General features: G+C 52.1%; 18 protein-coding genes. 11 read left to right on the forward strand and 7 right to left on the reverse strand.

The window, feature by feature from the left end; genetic code table 11:
* Positions 1-12: 12 nt before the first annotated feature.
* A complete protein-coding gene (locus tag GC56T3_RS05480) occupies positions 13-846 on the forward strand; it encodes a metal ABC transporter permease (RefSeq protein WP_012820521.1) in 834 nt (277 codons plus the stop codon).
* Entirely contained in the window at positions 843-1,262 is a 420-nt protein-coding gene (locus tag GC56T3_RS05485) for a Fur family transcriptional regulator (protein ID WP_013144724.1), read from the forward strand. The genes GC56T3_RS05480 and GC56T3_RS05485 overlap by 4 nt, the downstream gene beginning before the upstream one ends.
* Positions 1,263-1,299: 37 nt before the next feature.
* On the opposite strand, the gene GC56T3_RS05490 is transcribed toward GC56T3_RS05485, so the two are convergent.
* On the reverse strand, positions 1,300-1,866 hold the full coding sequence (locus GC56T3_RS05490; protein WP_011231948.1) for a nucleotidase: 567 nt from the start codon (positions 1,864-1,866) through the stop codon (positions 1,300-1,302).
* Between the two features lie 97 nt (positions 1,867-1,963).
* Here GC56T3_RS05490 and GC56T3_RS05495 point away from each other — a divergent pair, with 97 nt between their 5' ends.
* Positions 1,964-2,311, forward strand: a complete 348-nt coding sequence (locus tag GC56T3_RS05495) for a hypothetical protein (RefSeq protein WP_013144725.1) — start codon at positions 1,964-1,966, stop codon at positions 2,309-2,311.
* Positions 2,312-2,368: 57 nt separating this feature from the next.
* Here GC56T3_RS05495 and ispG read toward each other — a convergent pair whose 3' ends face one another.
* Positions 2,369-3,493: a flavodoxin-dependent (E)-4-hydroxy-3-methylbut-2-enyl-diphosphate synthase gene (gene ispG, locus GC56T3_RS05500; RefSeq protein WP_012820524.1), complete on the reverse strand. Its 1,125-nt coding sequence runs from the start codon at positions 3,491-3,493 to the stop codon at positions 2,369-2,371.
* Positions 3,494-3,575: 82 nt separating this feature from the next.
* Positions 3,576-3,890: a LysM peptidoglycan-binding domain-containing protein gene (locus tag GC56T3_RS05505; RefSeq protein WP_012820525.1), complete on the reverse strand. Its 315-nt coding sequence runs from the start codon at positions 3,888-3,890 to the stop codon at positions 3,576-3,578.
* Positions 3,891-4,189: 299 nt separating this feature from the next.
* Between GC56T3_RS05505 and GC56T3_RS05515 the strand changes: the two genes are divergently transcribed.
* From GC56T3_RS05515 to pstA, 3 genes are all read left to right on the forward strand, one after another.
* Positions 4,190-5,080: a phosphate ABC transporter substrate-binding protein PstS family protein gene (locus tag GC56T3_RS05515; RefSeq protein WP_013144726.1), complete on the forward strand. Its 891-nt coding sequence runs from the start codon at positions 4,190-4,192 to the stop codon at positions 5,078-5,080.
* Between the two features lie 65 nt (positions 5,081-5,145).
* Entirely contained in the window at positions 5,146-6,033 is an 888-nt protein-coding gene (pstC, locus tag GC56T3_RS05520) for a phosphate ABC transporter permease subunit PstC (RefSeq protein ID WP_041468712.1), read from the forward strand.
* A gap of 1 nt (position 6,034) precedes the next feature.
* A complete protein-coding gene (gene pstA, locus GC56T3_RS05525; RefSeq protein WP_011231941.1) occupies positions 6,035-6,958 on the forward strand; it encodes a phosphate ABC transporter permease PstA in 924 nt (307 codons plus the stop codon).
* 38 nt (positions 6,959-6,996) lie between these two features.
* Here the strand turns inward: pstA and GC56T3_RS05530 are convergent, their stop codons facing one another.
* Both GC56T3_RS05530 and GC56T3_RS05535 read right to left on the reverse strand, forming a co-directional pair.
* Positions 6,997-7,770 carry a DUF1189 domain-containing protein gene (locus GC56T3_RS05530; protein ID WP_033006581.1) on the reverse strand — a complete coding sequence of 258 codons (774 nt, stop codon included), beginning with the start codon at positions 7,768-7,770 and terminating at the stop codon, positions 6,997-6,999.
* Between the two features lie 94 nt (positions 7,771-7,864).
* On the reverse strand, positions 7,865-9,544 hold the full coding sequence (locus GC56T3_RS05535) for a methyl-accepting chemotaxis protein (protein WP_013144727.1): 1,680 nt from the start codon (positions 9,542-9,544) through the stop codon (positions 7,865-7,867).
* A gap of 202 nt (positions 9,545-9,746) precedes the next feature.
* On the opposite strand from GC56T3_RS05535, the gene sodA reads away from it, so the two are divergent.
* The 4 genes from sodA (at position 9,747) to pstB (ending at position 15,126) form a co-directional block, all read left to right on the forward strand.
* Positions 9,747-10,361, forward strand: a complete 615-nt coding sequence (gene sodA / locus GC56T3_RS05540) for a superoxide dismutase SodA (protein WP_011231937.1) — start codon at positions 9,747-9,749, stop codon at positions 10,359-10,361.
* A gap of 145 nt (positions 10,362-10,506) precedes the next feature.
* Positions 10,507-11,799, forward strand: a complete 1,293-nt coding sequence (locus GC56T3_RS05545; protein ID WP_013144728.1) for an MFS transporter — start codon at positions 10,507-10,509, stop codon at positions 11,797-11,799.
* Positions 11,800-11,871: 72 nt separating this feature from the next.
* Positions 11,872-13,986 (forward strand): penicillin-binding protein 2, encoded by a 2,115-nt coding sequence (locus GC56T3_RS05550; protein WP_013144729.1) that lies wholly within the window; start codon positions 11,872-11,874, stop codon positions 13,984-13,986.
* Between the two features lie 330 nt (positions 13,987-14,316).
* Positions 14,317-15,126, forward strand: coding sequence for a phosphate ABC transporter ATP-binding protein PstB (pstB, locus tag GC56T3_RS05555; protein ID WP_119878022.1), 810 nt, complete (start codon positions 14,317-14,319; stop codon positions 15,124-15,126).
* A 144-nt stretch (positions 15,127-15,270) separates the two neighbouring features.
* Here the strand turns inward: pstB and GC56T3_RS05560 are convergent, their stop codons facing one another.
* Together GC56T3_RS05560 and GC56T3_RS05565 are read right to left on the reverse strand one after the other, a co-directional pair.
* Complete coding sequence (locus GC56T3_RS05560) at positions 15,271-15,720, reverse strand: endolytic transglycosylase MltG (protein ID WP_013144731.1); 450 nt, start codon at positions 15,718-15,720, stop codon at positions 15,271-15,273.
* Positions 15,717-16,067 carry a hypothetical protein gene (locus GC56T3_RS05565; RefSeq protein ID WP_013144732.1) on the reverse strand — a complete coding sequence of 117 codons (351 nt, stop codon included), beginning with the start codon at positions 16,065-16,067 and terminating at the stop codon, positions 15,717-15,719. Before GC56T3_RS05565 ends, GC56T3_RS05560 begins: the two co-directional genes overlap by 4 nt.
* A gap of 159 nt (positions 16,068-16,226) precedes the next feature.
* Here GC56T3_RS05565 and rpmG point away from each other — a divergent pair, with 159 nt between their 5' ends.
* Complete coding sequence (rpmG, locus tag GC56T3_RS05570; RefSeq protein WP_011231931.1) at positions 16,227-16,376, forward strand: 50S ribosomal protein L33; 150 nt, start codon at positions 16,227-16,229, stop codon at positions 16,374-16,376.
* Positions 16,377-16,391: the final 15 nt, after the last annotated feature.

Raw genomic sequence — 16,391 nt, forward strand, 5'->3', positions numbered from 1 at the left:
GAGGAATGACACGTGTGGGAAGCCATTTGGCAATACGAATTTTTGCGCAATGCGTTTGTTGCCGGCGTTTTGACCGGTTTTACGGCGCCATTGCTCGGCGTTTTTATTGTCGTTCGGCGGCTGTCGCTCATCGCTGATGCATTGAGTCATGTGACGCTTGCGGGCATTGCCGCCGGGCTCTTGCTTGAAAAAACGATTCCGGCAGCCGCGAGCTGGAACCCGCTTTACATCGGAATGGGGTTTTCCGTCGTCGGGTCGCTGTTTATCGAAAAGCTGCGCGCTGTGTATCGGCATTATGAAGAGCTTGCGATTCCAATCGTGTTGTCGTCCGGTCTTGGCTTGAGCGTCATTTTCATTTCGATGGCCAACGGGTTTACGACCGATTTGTTTTCGTATTTATTCGGCAGCGTCAGCGCCGTCAGCCGTGCTGACGTTTGGACAGCGTTTGCTGTCGCCGCAGCTGCCGCGATGGTGATTTTGACGTTTTACAAAGAGCTGTTTCTTCTTTCCTTTGACGAGGAATACGCCCGTGTCTCCGGTGTTCGCACCACATTGATCCATTTTTTGTTTATTGTGCTTGTTGCGCTCGTCATTGCTGCATCGATGCGCATCGTCGGCGTGCTCCTCATCTCGTCGCTCATGACGCTGCCGGTGGCGGCGAGCATCCGCATCGCCAAAAGTTTTAAACAGGTGATCGGGCTTTCGATTTTGTTCGGGGAGCTGGCCGTCATCGCCGGGCTTTGGGCGGCGTATGAGCTAGACTGGGCGCCGGGTGGAACGATCGTCATCGCAGCGGTTGTCATTTTGCTTTTCGCACTCGGATGGAAAAGGGGGCGGCAGCGATGAATATCGACGAAGCGTTGCAGTTGATGAAAGAGAAAGGATTTAAATATACGGAAAAACGGAGACAAATGCTTGAGTTGTTTGCCGAAAGCGACAAATACTTGACGGCCAAAGACGTGCTTGAAGCGCTCCGTCCCGTCTATCCGGGCTTGAGCGTTGATACCGTGTACCGCAATTTGTCGCTCTTTACGCTGCTTGGCATTTTGGAAATGACCGAGCTTTCCGGGGAGAAACATTTCCGTTTTGCCTGCGGCGCCCGCCGCCACCACCATCATTTCATTTGCATCCAGTGCGGAAAAACGAAGAAGATTGACGCTTGTCCGATGGATGGGCTTGCGGCGCAGCTCGATGGGTATGAGATCACTGACCATAAGTTTGAAATTTACGGCACATGTCCGCAATGTCAACAGAGGGGCTGATCCCAAAACGCATTCGCGTTTTGGATCAGCCCCTTGTTTATGGCCGGAGGCGCTGTTCGATTTCTCGCTTTGCTTCAAGCCAGTTATTGACGCGGATGACGTTTTCGGGGAGCGGGCCTTGGTTGTACGGAGTGTCAAACAAAATGACGGGAATGCCGCATGTTTCGGCGATTTCGCAGGCATTATCGTACTTGTCTTCAAAGAAGGCCGACAGCTTATATTGGCGGACGGCGGCGATTTTGTCGTGCGACCCAATCAGATCAATATGGTGGTAATGGACGCCGTGCCGCCGGAACCAGCGCTCGGTGAGATCGTACAAATGGCGGCCACGGGCGCTGATGTAATACAGCTCGTATTTGTCTTTCCAGCTGTCAATCACCTCAAGCGCATAGCGGGCAAGCGGAGCCCTCTCATAAATATCCGCTTCGTTTTCCTCAAGCCAGCGGTCCATTTCTTCCTCCGCCACGCCGTATAACGGCGCCAAATTGTATTGCGTAATGTCGTTTAATGCGAGCTCTTTGCCGAATGCTTCGTTTAAATACGGAATGAACGTGCTCGGACATGTCACCGTGCCGTCAATGTCGATGCCAAGCCGTTTTTTCACCGCTTCATCCTCCTGTTAGAAAATATTCACACTGATAAAATAACGCCGGTTTCTCATACTAATAATGCTTCTTACTTTAGGAAAGCGAGGGAAGCATATGGCAGACGACCGCGAGCGCACGTATAACGGAAGTTACGTGCAATCGATCGGAAAAGAGGAACCAGAACGCAATTTTATGGAAGAAACAGCGGCGGAAGTCGCTGAACCGATTCGCCGCGGCGACGAACGGGACGAAGAACGCGCGGACGGCGCCGGGCTCGGCTGGCTCGCTTTGGCCCTGTCCATCATCGCCTTGTTGATTTGGCCGATTTTGTTAGGAGCGGCCGGCATTATTGTCGGGTTTATCGCGCGCCGGCGCGGCGCAGAGACGCTCGGTGCGTGGGCCATCGGCATCGGCGTCATCGCGATTCTCGTCCGTCTGTTTATTATGCCGTTTTATACGTAAAAAGCGAGGGTGTCCCCAAGTGGGGACGCCCTTTCTCGTTGTGCAGGAACATTCCGCTCATTGGGCGGAGCTGCCTTTCAGAGCGGCTTTGTTTTCCTTTTGCTTTGCAAAGTATTCTTCCGCCAGCTTGTCGATTTCTTTTTTCAGCTCTTCCACCATTTGCTCTTCGGGTACTTTTCGGACGATTTTGCCGTGGCGGAACAACAAGCCTTCGCCACGGGCGCCGGCAATGCCGATGTCGGCTTCCCGTGCTTCCCCTGGTCCATTGACGGCGCATCCGAGCACAGCGACTTTGATCGGCGCTTGAATTTTGGCGATATAGTCCTCGATTTCATTGGCGATGCTGATCAAATCGATCTCAATCCGCCCGCACGTCGGGCAGGAAATGAGCGTCGCCGCATTGGAAGCGAGTCCGAACGTTTTTAAAATTTCGCGCGCCACTTTTACCTCTTCAACCGGGTCGGCGCTTAACGAAACGCGGATCGTATTGCCGATGCCTTTGCTTAAAATGGCGCCGAGTCCAACCGCGCTTTTGATCGTGCCGGAAAAAAGCGTTCCCGCTTCGGTGATGCCGACATGGAGCGGGTAGTCGAACGTGCGCGCCGCTTTTTCGTACGCTTCAATGGCGAGGCGTACGTCGGACGCCTTTAACGAAACGATAATATCGTGAAAATCAAGTTCTTCTAAAATGCGGATATGATATAAGGCGCTCTCAACCATGCCGTCGGCTGTTGGATAGCCATATTTTTCCAAAATGCGTTTTTCCAGCGATCCGGCGTTGACGCCGATGCGAATCGGCACGCCGCGCTCTTTCGCCGCTTTCACGACCGCTTCGACTTTTTCGCGGCGCCCGATGTTGCCTGGATTGATGCGGATTTTATCGACGCCGCCTTCGATCGCTTTCAGCGCCAATTTATAGTCAAAGTGGATGTCGGCGACAAGCGGGATGTTGATTCGCTTTTTGATTTCCGGTATGGCCTCAGCCGCCCGCTCGTCCGGGCAGGCGACGCGGACGATTTGGCACCCCGCTTCCTCGAGGCGGTGGATTTGCGCCACCGTCGCTTCGACATCGTGCGTTTTTGTCGTCGTCATGCTTTGAATGATGACTTCGTTGCTGCCGCCGATTGTCAGCGGACCGACGCGGACCGGCCGAGTCTTTGAACGATGGATGATTTCACCCACGGGAATTCGCTCCTTTAACATTCAAGTCGCTTTCTGCATTATTGTAACAGTGCCATCCGCCGTTTGACAAGCGATTCGCCGTTCAGCGATAGATCGGCACTTTATAAGTTTTCCCGATTTTTAATGTTTGCGCATGTTCGCCTGGATTTAACCGTTCAAAATCACGGATCAGCTGCTCGAGCGGAACGGGCAATGGACCGTTGAGTTCTTTCTCGATGATGGACAACAACGTATCGCCAGGGCGAATGGTCACCGTCCGGTACGGGATGGCCGCCTGTTTCGACTGGACAACGGCTGCCGCTGTTTCAGATGAAGGGTGAAGCGTTCCGATGGCAAGGTCGCGGTAAACGATATAACTGGAAAGAAAGAGAAGCAGGAGAAAAATGAATTTTTTCATGACGCTTCCTCCGCATGCGTATATCTATTTCATATGTATGCTTGTCCAGCGAAAATATGTCTTCCTTAGCAAGGTCGTTGAGTTCATGAGGAAAACACTTCAACAAAAGAATGTCTCCAATTTGAAAAACGGCATCACCGTTCTTCTTTGCCTTCAAGGCTCGCTTGACGGCTTTTTGAAAATATTCCTGTTTTTTGTCTTTACAGAAACTTAACAACTGCTTTATAAGGGCCTAACAATGTCTCGCTACAATGGTCTTGTACGTTGAAAGTACGAAAACAAAACGGGGGGATTTCTGAATGTGGAGCAAACGAGTCAAATTGGGATTGGCCGCCTTGTTGATGACCGGCGTTTTGGCCGGCTGCGGGCAGACTGAAAAGAACAACGCGGGCGGCAATGAAGGAACGGCAAAGAAAGAAGAAACCTACTCCGGCACCATTGCACTAGCAGGATCTACAGCGCTTCAGCCGCTGGCAGAGGAAGCGGCAAACGCGTTTATGGAAAAGTATCCGGACGTATCGATCACCGTTCAAGGCGGCGGCAGCGGTACGGGCGTCAACCAAGTGGCAGCCGGCGCCGTGCAAATCGGCAACTCGGATGTGCCGGCGGCGGAGAAGCTGGACGACAAATCGAAAGCGTCAGAGCTTGTTGACCATAAAGTGGCCGGCATCGCCTTTGCGATTGTGGTTAACGACGATGTGAAGGTCGATAATTTAACGACGAAGCAAATTCAAGATATTTTCAGCGGAAAGATTAAAAACTGGAAAGAAGTCGGCGGACCAGATGAAGCCATTCACGTGATCAACCGTCCGGCGTCATCGGGTACGCGGGCGACATTTGAGAAAACGATCATGAAAGGCGTAAAAATCGATGATTCCATCGGTACGGTGCAAGATTCGAACGGAGCGGTCGAACAGGCGATCAACTCGACGCCGGGCGCTGTCAGCTATGTAGCCATGTCGTATTTAATCGGGGAAAAGAAAAACTTGAAAACGGTCAAAATTGACGGCGTGGAACCGACGGTGGAAAACATCCGCACGGAAAAGTACCCGTTTTGGTCGTATGAATACATGATTACCAAAGGGGAAGCGAAGGAAGAAGTGCGAGCGTTTATCGACTTTGTCAAGAGCGAAGAATTTGCGCCGACCGTTAAAAAGATGGGGTATATCCCGATGACGGAATTGGAGTAGAGAAGGGCGGAAGGCCGGCTCGTTAGGCCGGCCTTTGACAATGGAGGGATGAAGCCATGCAACAAATGCATACGAAACGGCGGAATCGCTGGCTTGAAGAGTACATCGGCCGCACGTTTGCGGTCATCTGCGGCTGGCTGATCGTTCTGATTACGGTGACGATGATCATCTTTTTGGCGGTAAAGGGAATTCAGTCCTTTACGGACAGCGGTCTTTCGCTTTCCGACATGTTGCTTTCGGCGCAATGGGATCCAAACGGCACGCCGCCGAAGTATGGGGCGCTCATTTTTATTGTTGGCTCGATGCTCGTCTCGCTTGGCGCTTTGTTGATCAGTGCGCCGATCGCGTTGGCGTTGGCGATTTTCATGAACTTTATCGCTCCCAAATGGTTCGTTTCGTTGCTCAAGCCGGTGCTGGAGCTGCTTGTCGGCATTCCGTCGGTGGTGTATGGCTGGCTTGGGGTGACGATTCTCGTTCCGCTCTTGCGCGAATGGTTCGGAGGCTCCGGCTTTAGTCTGCTTGCGGGGATCATCGTCCTTAGTATGATGATCTTGCCGACCATCACCAGCATTGCGGCCGACGCCTTGGCCAATGTCCCGATGACGTATATGGAAGCATCATACGGGCTTGGATCTACGCGTTGGCAGGCCATTTCCCGCGTCATCGTTCCGGCGGCGAAAGCCGGGATTGCCACCGGCGTCGTTCTCGGCTTGGCGCGGGCGTTTGGCGAGGCGCTTGCCGTGCAGATGGTGATCGGCAATACGATTAAGCTGCCTTCAGGCCTTGACAGCCCGACGGCGACGTTAACAAGTGTATTGACGATGGATATGGCGAATACGATCAACGGAACACCATGGAACAACGCGTTATGGACATTGGCGCTCATTTTGCTCTTGATCTCGTTTTTCTTCATTGCCGTGATCCGTTTGGTCGGCCCGAGAAAGGAGCGATAAGATGACAGCGCGAATGATCGATAAAGTTTGGACAGGCATTTTCTATGCGGTGGCTGCTGCAGTCATCGGGTTGCTCATGTTCTTTTTTGCCGTTGTGTTGTCGAAAGGAGCGGGGTTTTGGCAACCTGAGTTTCTGTTCGGACGGCCGAGCAATACGCAAGCGGGCGGCGGCATTGGTCCGCAGCTCATCAATTCATTTTATATGTTGGTTGTGACATTGCTTTTGTCGGTTCCGCTTTCGTTGGGAGCTGGAATTTATTTGGCTGAATACGCCAAACAAGGGCGGATCGTCGGGTTCATTCGCCTTTGCTTGGAAACGATGGCATCATTGCCGTCGATTGTCGTCGGGTTGTTTGGATTGTTGGCGTTTGTCACCTTGACGGGTTGGGGCTATACGCTGCTCGGCGGAGCGTTAGCCGTCACGATCATCAATTTGCCTGGATTGACGCGCATTTGCGAAACGGCGATTTTGGATGTTCCAGCCAACATTAAAGAGGGGAGTCTTGCCCTTGGAGCGACGCGCTGGCAGACGTTGGTCAAAGCGGTGCTTCCGGCCGCCATCCCGCAAATTGTCACCGGCGTCATTTTATCGGCTGGGCGCATTTTCGGCGAAGCGGCTGTTTTCATTTATACCGCTGGGCTGACGACTCCGATGCTTCGTTGGGATGCGGATTGGGGCAGCCAGGCCAACCCGCTGAACGTGTTCCGGCCGGCCGAAACGCTGACGGTGCATATTTGGAAATTGAATTCGGAAGGCATTGTCCCAGACGCAAAGCTGATCGCGGCCAAATCGGCGGCTGTATTGATGGTGGCCGTTCTTTTATTCAATTTGGCCGCACGGCTCGCTTCTTCCTTGCTTGCGCGGCATTTCTCCGGGGGGCGGCGCGCGCGTCGAGGACGAGGAGAAAGAAGCAAAGCAGCGTAAGCACAAAAAAAGCTGTCCTGCATCAACAGGCAGCTTTTTTATATTTCCCGTTTGGCTGATGGCACTTCCTTGACTGCCAAAAAGAGAACGACAAGCGAAACGAACCAATGGATCAACGCGCCGTAGGGCACGACCGCTTGCACCGTTTCCATCACGGTGAAAAAGACGGTCGACAGCGTAATGGCGTAAGCCGACATCACCCATGTATGGCGGTAGCGCAGCGTTTTGTCGAGCACGCCGGCAAGAATCAGGCCGAAAAAGGCAAAGATGCACACGCTGATGAATTTCCCGGCGCAGGCGAGCACGTATAAAACGAGCCCAAAAAGCGGGATGAGGACAGGGAGAAGCGACTGAAGACCGGCGATGAACGCGCGAACGTCTTCGTCGGTAATGGTCACATCCGGAAACGTGGCATAGCTGTAATGCTGCGCCTGATGGCCGGCGACGAGCACGGCTTCATGCTTCAAGAGCGCGATGGCGTTCGGAAACTGCTCGACGTTCTCACTCGTCACTTTGCCGGTGCTGTCAAAAATGATCGTAAATCCGCCTTGATCAATATGAATCGGCGTGGCCGCCTCCGAGTGAAGTTCGCCGTTTTCAATCGAAAACGGCGGCAACTCGTTATTCAATAAGGCGCTCGTTGTGCGGATGCCTTCCATAAGCGACGAGGAGACATAGTAAAACGTCGGAAGAATGGACAGCAAAGTCAGCAAAAACAAATAACCGATCGTTTTCCCAATTCCCTGAAATCGAAAGCGGGCGATGTCTTTTGGAGAATATAAGCTTTTCCACAGTTGGACGAATACGTTCATCGCAGACACACCTTTCTTTGTCTCCTTTTCCATTGTAGCCGGGAAAGAGGAAGAATTCAACTTGAGACAAAGAAAAAGCGGGCATCTTCCCGCTTTAGTCAGAAGGCAAATGAAAGGTGCCAAGCAGGGCGCGCCATTGCAACACCCGTTCATTTAGTGCATCGGCTTCGGAACGAATGGCAGCCATGGCATTGTGCTGGCCGTCTGTAAAATGCGAAATTTGCTCCATCGACGAAGCGATCTGTTGGGCGACGGTGGCAATCTCTGCGATATGTTCACGCATTTCGCTGATTTGCCGCTCGGTAGCGGCGAATTGTTCTGAAATTTGCAGCGTATGTGCGGATGAATGCGACACCATTGCGGTGATTTCTTCAAAGGCTTGTTGGCTTTCCGTGAACGTTTTTTTCGCTTCATCGAGTTGTTTTGCGCTTTCTTTCATCGATTGAACCGCGGCCTCGATTTGGCTTTGCACATCTTGAACAATGGATTGAATTTGTGCCAACGCTTGTCCTGTTTGCGCCGACAGCGCTCGGATTTCTTTCGCCACAACGGAGAACCCCCGGCCATGCTCCCCTGCTTTGGCTGCTTCAATGGCAGCGTTTAGGGCGAGCAAGTTCGTTTGCTCAGCGATGCTTCCGATTAATGACAGAATGCTGGCAATATGGCGCGAATGGTCTTTCAATGCATCGATTGTGTACATCGTTTTCGCAATGGATTGTTGCAGGTAAGCCATGTCGCTGCTTGCCCGTTGAACAAGCCGGTTGCCGCTTTCCGCTTGGGAGTGGGCTTGTTCTGTGGAACGACGGGCTTCCTCCATTCGAAAGGACATTTGTTCCATTTCATCCGCCAGTTGTTGAAAAAAAGAGGCGATGTCAGCCGATTTGCGCGCTTGTTGCTCTGCCCCGTACGCCGTGTCTGCCACCGCCGCTGCGATTTGTTCAGAAGCTGCTGTTGTCTCAGAGGATGTTTGGTTTAAAATGTTGGTAGCCGTTGCGATTTGTTCAGAGCTGAAGCGCATATGTTCGATAAGAACGGCCAAATTGCTGGACATCTGATGGAACCCATCGGTGAGGGCGAGAATATCTTTTGTCGCTGCATGCAATTCGATGCGCGACCGCCAATCGCCAGATCCAAGCCGTTCCATGGCTTGCTGGAGCCAAGCAATGGGGCGGGTGGCGCGGCGGATGATCCCCCATCCGGCGAGGCATACGATCAAAATGGAGGAAACAGACCCTGCTAAGTTTGCTGCTTGTTGTTTCAAAAGCGGCCACAAATAGTCCTTTTCTGGAATGGCAATAATGTAGACCGCTCCTTGCAAATCACTTGAACTAGAAAATGCAGCCAGCCATTGGTCTGTATGCAAAACTCCTTGCTTCTTTTTCAATATATCGCGCACGACCTGTTCGGGCAGCGTTTGGTTAGGCGAGGATGGCCGTTTTGCCACCGCCTTTCCCGTTTTCGTTACAATCAATTGCACCGGATGAAGGTGTAAGGCGTGGAATTTCCGTTCATTTAACGTCAATGAATAATTCAGTTTTTGAGAAAACGCTTCATTGGTCGTTGTCGCTTTTAAAATAGAAATTTTTTCAACCATCGTTTCGCTTGATAGCTGCAACTGTTGTTGGATCGACTGAATCGCTGAATGGCGCCCTTGAATATAGCCGATTGAGGTGATGACAAGGGCCGACAACGTCGTTGTAAGCACCATGGCCATCATGACAATGGTCTCAAGTCGAAAGGCGTTCCATAAAGAACCTGATCGTTTCGTTTCCATTTTCGCTGAGTTCCCCCTTAACTGGAAGCTACCTTATACTATAGCTTGTCATTATGAAGAAACGGTCAACGGTGTGTTGAAAATATGTAAACAAAAAGCGAGGACAAGCAAATCGATTGAAACATTGTGCCAACTTTGGTAAGCTAATCTCAAGCGAACGCGTTGGCGTTCGTGTACATAAACCAAAAAGGAGGAGATCGGTATGCCATTTGAATTGCCAGCATTGCCGTATCCGTACGATGCGCTTGAGCCGCACATCGACAAAGAAACGATGAACATTCACCACACGAAGCACCATAACACATACGTTACAAATTTGAATGCGGCGCTTGAAGGGCATCCGGATTTGCAAAACAAATCGCTCGAAGAATTGCTCAGCAATTTGGAAGCCCTTCCGGAAAGCATTCGCACGGCGGTGCGCAACAACGGCGGCGGTCATGCGAACCACTCGCTTTTCTGGACGATTTTGTCGCCAAATGGCGGCGGTGAGCCGACGGGTGAGCTGGCTGAGGCGATCAACAAAAAATTCGGCAGCTTCACCGCGTTTAAAGACGAGTTTTCGAAAGCAGCGGCCGGCCGTTTCGGTTCCGGCTGGGCATGGCTTGTCGTGAACAACGGCGAGCTGGAAATTACGAGCACGCCGAACCAAGACTCGCCGATCATGGAAGGCAAAACGCCGATTCTCGGCTTGGACGTTTGGGAGCATGCGTACTACTTGAAATACCAAAACCGCCGTCCGGAATACATTGCCGCATTCTGGAACATTGTCAACTGGGACGAAGTGGCGAAACGCTACAGCGAAGCGAAAGCGAAGTAATGAACGAAGCGGGGCGAAACGAAACGCCTCGCTTTTTTTTTAGCGACGGGAGGCCGCAGGCAAAGGAAGCGGTTTTCTTTGCGCCGGGTGCATAGCCATAGCAGAAATGGCCACACTACCGGATAGATGAAAAGGGGAGTTTGCAATGGCATTTTTCCAAAAACTAACCGGCCAAGAACAAGTGAACCGCGATTTGTTGCTTTTGCTTTGCATCGGTGGGTTTTACGCGCTCGGTGTTTCCCTGTCGAACACGTTTGTCAACATTTATTTATGGAAACAGACCGGCGATTTCCGCGACTTGGCGCTATACAATTTGGCGATTGTCACGATGCAGCCGCTGACGTTTATTTTCGCCGGCCGGATGGCAAAACAAATTGACCGCATTCTCGTTTTGCGGCTTGGCGTGTCGTGTTTAGCCGTTTTTTTTGTCACCGTTTTATTGGTCGGCTCTCGCGCCCATCAATATTTGCTTTTTCTCGGTGCGCTGCTCGGCGTCGGCTATGGTTTTTATTGGCTGGCATTTAACGTGTTGACATTTGAAATTACCGAACCGGAGACACGCGACTTTTTTAACGGTTTTTTCGGGGTGTTGACCTCATCAGCCGGCATGATCGGGCCGATTGTCGCCGGCTATATGATTTCATCGCTCGCCGGTGCGAAAGGGTATACGTTCGTTTTCTCGCTGTCGCTCGGCTTGTTTCTTGTCGCTGTGTTGCTCAGTTTTTTCTTGAAGCGCCGCGCGGCCGCGGGGAAATATTTGTTCGTCCGCATTTTAAAGGAGCGGAATGAAAACCGGAACTGGCGGCTCATTACGAATGCCCACTTTTTTCAAGGATTGCGCGAAGGCACGTTTGTGTTTATCATTTCCGTGCTTGTGTACGTCACTTCTGGAAGTGAATGGGCGCTCGGCAAATTCGGGCTTGTCAACTCGTTTGCATCGTTTGTCGCCTATTATGCCGTCTCCCGGCTGATCAAGCGTGAATATCGGATGAAAGCGATTTTGCTGGGAGGAGCGCTGCTATATGGGGCGATTTTTTTGATCGTTTTCCATCCGACCTATCCGCGCCTCATTCTTTATGCCATCACGATCGCCATTGCGTATCCATTGCTGCTTGTTCCGTATTCCTCCTTGACGTTTGACGTCATCGGAAAGAGCTGGAAATCGGCCGAGGCGCGCGTCGAATACATCGTTGTCCGCGAATTGTTTTTAAACGCTGGACGGGTGGCGTCGATTTTAGCCTTTTTGACGGCTGTGGCGCTCTTTGGCGAAGAAGCTGGCATCCGCGTGTTGATGTTTGTGTGCGGAGCCGGGCATTTGGTGATTTATTGGTTTGTCCGCCGCATTCGCTTCACCGATGGTTGTTCAGAGCGCGGCCGGCGCGAGCGGCTGTTGCTTCGGCCGAAGCTGGCCGGCGAACGAGGCCGTTCGCCGGTGTGAGGGGCCAAGTTTTTCCCTAGCCATGCCCGCCTTTTTCTTTTACAATAGGGGGAGGGAAAGGAGGACCGGGGGATGAAACGGAAAAAGCGGGCGCAAGTGCCGATTCGGTTAAACATTTTGTTCTTCTTTGTTTTTTTGTTGTTTTCAGCGCTGATTTTGCGCCTTGGCGTCGTGCAGATCGTCTACGGTGAAGATTATCGGCGCGAAGTGGAGCGAACGCAGGATGAAATCGTCAGCACGCCGGTGCCGCGCGGCAAAATTTACGATCGGTTCGGCCGCGTGATCGTCGACAATACGCCGCAAAAGGCGATTACGTACACGCGCTCCAAAACGACTCAGCCGGAAGAAATATTGGACGTAGCAAGGAAACTCGCCCAATACATCGACATTCCCGATGCAGAGAAAAAAGTGACGGAGCGCGATATGAAAGATTATTGGATTTTGACCCATCCGGAAGAAGCCAAAAAGAAAGTGAGCGAACAAGAACGGAAAAAGCTCGCTGACCAAGGGCTGACACAAAAAGAGATCGACAAAAAGGTGTACGAATGGACGCTTGACCGCATCACTAAGCAAGATTTGGCGCAAATTTCGAAGTCGGAGCTTGAAGTGATCGCCATTAAACATGAGATGGAGAGCGGCTACGCCTTGACGCCGCAAACGGTCAAAAGCAAAGGAGTGACCGACCGCGAATATGCGGTCGTCAGCGAGCATTTGAGCGAGCTGCCCGGCGTCAATACGACGGTGGATTGGGACCGGAAATACGTCTATGACAATACATTCCGCTCTGTGCTCGGCAGTGTGACGGAAGAAGATGAAGGCGTCCCGCGTGAACGGCTCGATTACTTTTTAGCCCGCGACTACAGCCGCAACGACCGCGTCGGCAAAAGCTATTTGGAGATGCAGTATGAAGAAGTGCTGCACGGCAAAAAGGCAAAAGTGAAAAACGTTGTCGACAAATCGGGCAATGTCATCTCGGTTGAGCAAGTGTATCCAGGCGAGCGCGGCAAAGATCTCGTGTTGACCATCGATGCTGAATTGCAGCAAAAAGTCGAAGAGATCATTCAGCAGGAGATTTTGGCGACGAAGCGCAAAGGCCGGTCGCCGCTCTTGGACCGGGCGTTTGTCGTCATGATGAACCCGAAGACGGGCGAAGTGTTGGCGATGGCCGGCAAGCTTCTTCAAGACGGCAAATTTGTCGACTTTGCCATCGGCAACATCACGTCCGCCTATGCGATGGGATCGGCGGTGAAAGGGGCGACCGTTCTCACCGGCTTTCAAACCGGGGTGCTTCATCCGAATACGTATATAAAGGACGAGCCGCTGTATATTAAAGGAACCCCGGTGAAAAAATCATGGAAGACGATGGGGACGATCAACGAACTGACGGCGCTCAAGCAGTCGTCGAACGTCTATATGTTCAAAACAGCGATCGCCATCGGGGGCGGTGTGTATCGTCCGCACGCGCCGCTTCGCATCAATCCAGAGGCATTTACGACGATTCGCCACTATTTCAGCCAATTCGGCCTTGGCGTGAAAACGGGCATCGATTTGCCGAACGAACTTAGCGGCTTCCAAGGACAAAGCACGCGCGGCGGATTTTTGCTTGACTTAGCCATCGGCCAGTACGATATGTATACGCCGATGCAGCTGGCGCAATACGTCTCGACGATCGCCAACGGCGGCTATCGGATGAAGCCGCAGCTTGTCAAAGAAATTCGTGAGCCGTCGGCTGACGGAAAAAAACTTGGCCGGATCATGAAACGGTTCGAACCGGTTGTGCTAAACCGGATTGATATGAAGACGGAATACATCAAGCGGGTGCAAGAAGGATTCCGCCGTGTGATGCAAGAGCCGGGCGGAACGGCGTATTCGTACTTTGCGAGTGCTTCGTACAAGCCGGCCGGCAAAACGGGGACGGCAGAGGCGTTTTACGATGGACCGATCCAAAGCCGACGGAATGATCCAACGTACAACTTGACGCTCGTTGGCTATGCGCCGTACAACGATCCAGAAGTGTCGTTCGCTGTTGTCGTTCCGTGGGCGACGCAAGGGGAGAGCGACGGGATTAATGACCGGATCGGCCGCCGCATTTTGGACGCCTATTTTGAATTGAAAGCGAAGCGAGCCGCTGAAGGCGGGAGCAGCTTCGATGCGCAAGGCGGCGCGGAGGCCGCCGATGCGCGCTGACAGGAAAGGCGCCTAGCCAGGCGCCTCTTTTTTTGCGCTTGCAAAAAAATGGCTCTTCACCAAAAGTTGTACTTGATTTTTTCTGAACATACCCTATTTACGCTTGGGAGGGAAAATCAGCACTTTTTGCATATCTTTGTGCCGGAAACCGTATTGCTTGTCAAGTGCATGTTGTGGTGAAGAGCCAAAAAATGATGTTTGTTTACAAAAACTTTACATACCGTCCACACAGCGTTAACGATCGTTTTGTATGCTCATGATAGGAAAAACTCGATCTTCCGCTGCCAGTGAGGGCGGAAGGAAATGAAAGGAGTCACGCCGATGAGGACGATGGCGGTGGTGGAGCGCCGAAAAGAGGACATTCCTTCGGCCCAGTTGGTGAAAAAAGAGGTCGTTTACGAAACGAATGGACTGAACGTATGGTATGGCGAGCATCATGCGTTAAAACATATTCACCTGTCTTTTTATGAACGCGAGATTACGGCGATTATCGGCCCGTCAGGATGCGGCAAGTCAACCTATATCAAAACGCTCAATCGAATGATCGAGCTCATTCCAAACGTCCGGCTCGAAGGGGAGATTTTGTATCGCGGCCGCCGCATTTTTGACACGTCATACCCTGTTGAACAGCTGCGGACGCAAGTGGGCATGGTGTTTCAAAAGCCCAACCCGTTTCCAAAGTCGATTTATGACAACGTCGCCTATGGGCCGCGCATTCATGGGATCCGCGACCGGCGGCGGCTCGATGAGATCGTCGAAAAAAGCTTGCGCCAAGCGGCGCTTTGGGAGGAAGTCAAAGATCGGCTTCATGAAAATGCCCTCGGTTTATCGGGCGGCCAACAGCAGCGGCTGTGCATCGCCCGCTGTTTGGCTGTCGAGCCGGATGTCATTTTAATGGATGAGCCGACATCAGCGCTCGATCCGATTTCGACAGCGAAGGTCGAGGAGTTGATGGGCGAACTGAAAACAAAATACAGCATCATCATTGTCACGCATAATATGCAGCAGGCGGCCCGCATTTCTGATCGGACGGCGTTTTTCTTAAACGGAGAAGTGATTGAGTACGGCGAGACAAAAACGTTGTTTTCTCGTCCAGCTGATCAGCGGACGGCGGATTATATCGCCGGGCGGTTCGGATGATAAAAGCGGCCGGAGGGCGTCAGGCATGACGGACAAAAAGTTCGTTTCAAAAAAGATGTGCTTCTTTCAAAAAACGCTGTTTGATGCGCAGACACAGCCTTAAGAAAAGGTGTCCCGGTCCTTTGGGAGGGACACCTTCTTTCGTTATGGTTCGGCAATCAAACGGCCGATGGCTGCGTAGTCCATATCGCTCCGCACGTTGTAGACGCCGGGGCGGATGGAGCGCGTCAGCCCATGTTGTTCCAAGTAGTCGTTGAAGGCGCGGGCGCTTTGAACGATGCCAGCCTCTTCAAGTTCGCGGGCAAATGTCTCTGGCGTATCTCCTTTTTGAATAACGAGTCGATAGACGTAAACGGTTTGCCCTGATGGTTCGGACATCTGCTTGGACGCCGCTTTCGGAGCGGCGTTCGGCTGAGCGCTGCGGAGCCTGTCGTATTCCTCTTTCGCCACGGCGACAAGCCCATGCTGTTTGAGGAACGTCTTGATTTCCGCTTCCGTCGGTGCAGCCGGAGGTGAAGCGTAATACGAGGCGCCGATCAGTGCTGTCGATACAAGCAGCCCGAGGGCAAACGAACGCATGGATCGCTTGTTCATCGGCGCAACCTCCTTACCGCCCGCTCGACTTCCGCAACGGTCAGCCCCGTCTCACGGGCGATGTCTTCGAGCGGGAATCCTTGTTTATGCAAAAACAAGATGCGCGGATCGGCCGGCGACAATGATCCGCCAAGCCGCGGCGAAGCGGACCGTTGCCGCTCCGGAATGAGGAGCTCCTCCTCGATGACTTGCAGCCGCTTTTTGATCTGGTACGTTTCTTGCGCCAGGGAAACGGTCAAATGATCGATTTGTTCTTCGAGCGGTTTCAGTTCATCTTTCGCAAAAAAGGAAAGAACAAGGAGAATAATGGCTAGAGCTGCCAAAGCGATGATTGCGTATTCCACCACATGCATCCCTCCCCTTTTCACTATACCATACCATTCTCTGCTTGTGGCGCTCTTATTGAACAAAGATGAAATTTAGAGGTGGAAATCGCCGAAGAAAAATGGTATCATAGAAAGGTCTGATTATATATAAAGTATAAAGCTCGTTTGGAGGGAAAAAAGATGCGCGTGAACATTACATTGGCATGCACAGAATGCGGCGAACGCAACTATATTACATCGAAAAATAAACGCAACAACCCAGAGCGTTTGGAATTGAAAAAATATTGCCCGCGCGATCGCAAAGTCACGTTGCACCGCGAAACGAAGTAAGCAGTGGGAAGATGA

Origin of the sequence: Geobacillus sp. C56-T3 (assembly GCF_000092445.1) — a bacterium.
In the GTDB taxonomy this organism is placed as follows: domain Bacteria; phylum Bacillota; class Bacilli; order Bacillales; family Anoxybacillaceae; genus Geobacillus; species Geobacillus thermoleovorans.

What these genes read in the sequence shown, in the direction of transcription:
- GC56T3_RS05485 (WP_013144724.1), top strand. Translation starts at nt 843, where the DNA reads ATGAATATCGACGAAGCGTTGCAGTTGATGAAAGAGAAAGGATTTAAA.
- GC56T3_RS05495 (WP_013144725.1), top strand. Translation starts at nt 1,964, where the DNA reads ATGGCAGACGACCGCGAGCGCACGTATAACGGAAGTTACGTGCAATCG.
- GC56T3_RS05505 (WP_012820525.1), bottom strand. Translation starts at nt 3,890, where the DNA reads ATGAAAAAATTCATTTTTCTCCTGCTTCTCTTTCTTTCCAGTTATATC.
- GC56T3_RS05515 (WP_013144726.1), top strand. Translation starts at nt 4,190, where the DNA reads ATGTGGAGCAAACGAGTCAAATTGGGATTGGCCGCCTTGTTGATGACC.
- pstC (WP_041468712.1), top strand. Translation starts at nt 5,146, where the DNA reads ATGCATACGAAACGGCGGAATCGCTGGCTTGAAGAGTACATCGGCCGC.
- pstA (WP_011231941.1), top strand. Translation starts at nt 6,035, where the DNA reads ATGACAGCGCGAATGATCGATAAAGTTTGGACAGGCATTTTCTATGCG.
- GC56T3_RS05530 (WP_033006581.1), bottom strand. Translation starts at nt 7,770, where the DNA reads ATGAACGTATTCGTCCAACTGTGGAAAAGCTTATATTCTCCAAAAGAC.
- GC56T3_RS05535 (WP_013144727.1), bottom strand. Translation starts at nt 9,544, where the DNA reads ATGGAAACGAAACGATCAGGTTCTTTATGGAACGCCTTTCGACTTGAG.
- sodA (WP_011231937.1), top strand. Translation starts at nt 9,747, where the DNA reads ATGCCATTTGAATTGCCAGCATTGCCGTATCCGTACGATGCGCTTGAG.
- GC56T3_RS05545 (WP_013144728.1), top strand. Translation starts at nt 10,507, where the DNA reads ATGGCATTTTTCCAAAAACTAACCGGCCAAGAACAAGTGAACCGCGAT.
- GC56T3_RS05550 (WP_013144729.1), top strand. Translation starts at nt 11,872, where the DNA reads ATGAAACGGAAAAAGCGGGCGCAAGTGCCGATTCGGTTAAACATTTTG.
- pstB (WP_119878022.1), top strand. Translation starts at nt 14,317, where the DNA reads ATGGCGGTGGTGGAGCGCCGAAAAGAGGACATTCCTTCGGCCCAGTTG.
- GC56T3_RS05560 (WP_013144731.1), bottom strand. Translation starts at nt 15,720, where the DNA reads ATGAACAAGCGATCCATGCGTTCGTTTGCCCTCGGGCTGCTTGTATCG.
- rpmG (WP_011231931.1), top strand. Translation starts at nt 16,227, where the DNA reads ATGCGCGTGAACATTACATTGGCATGCACAGAATGCGGCGAACGCAAC.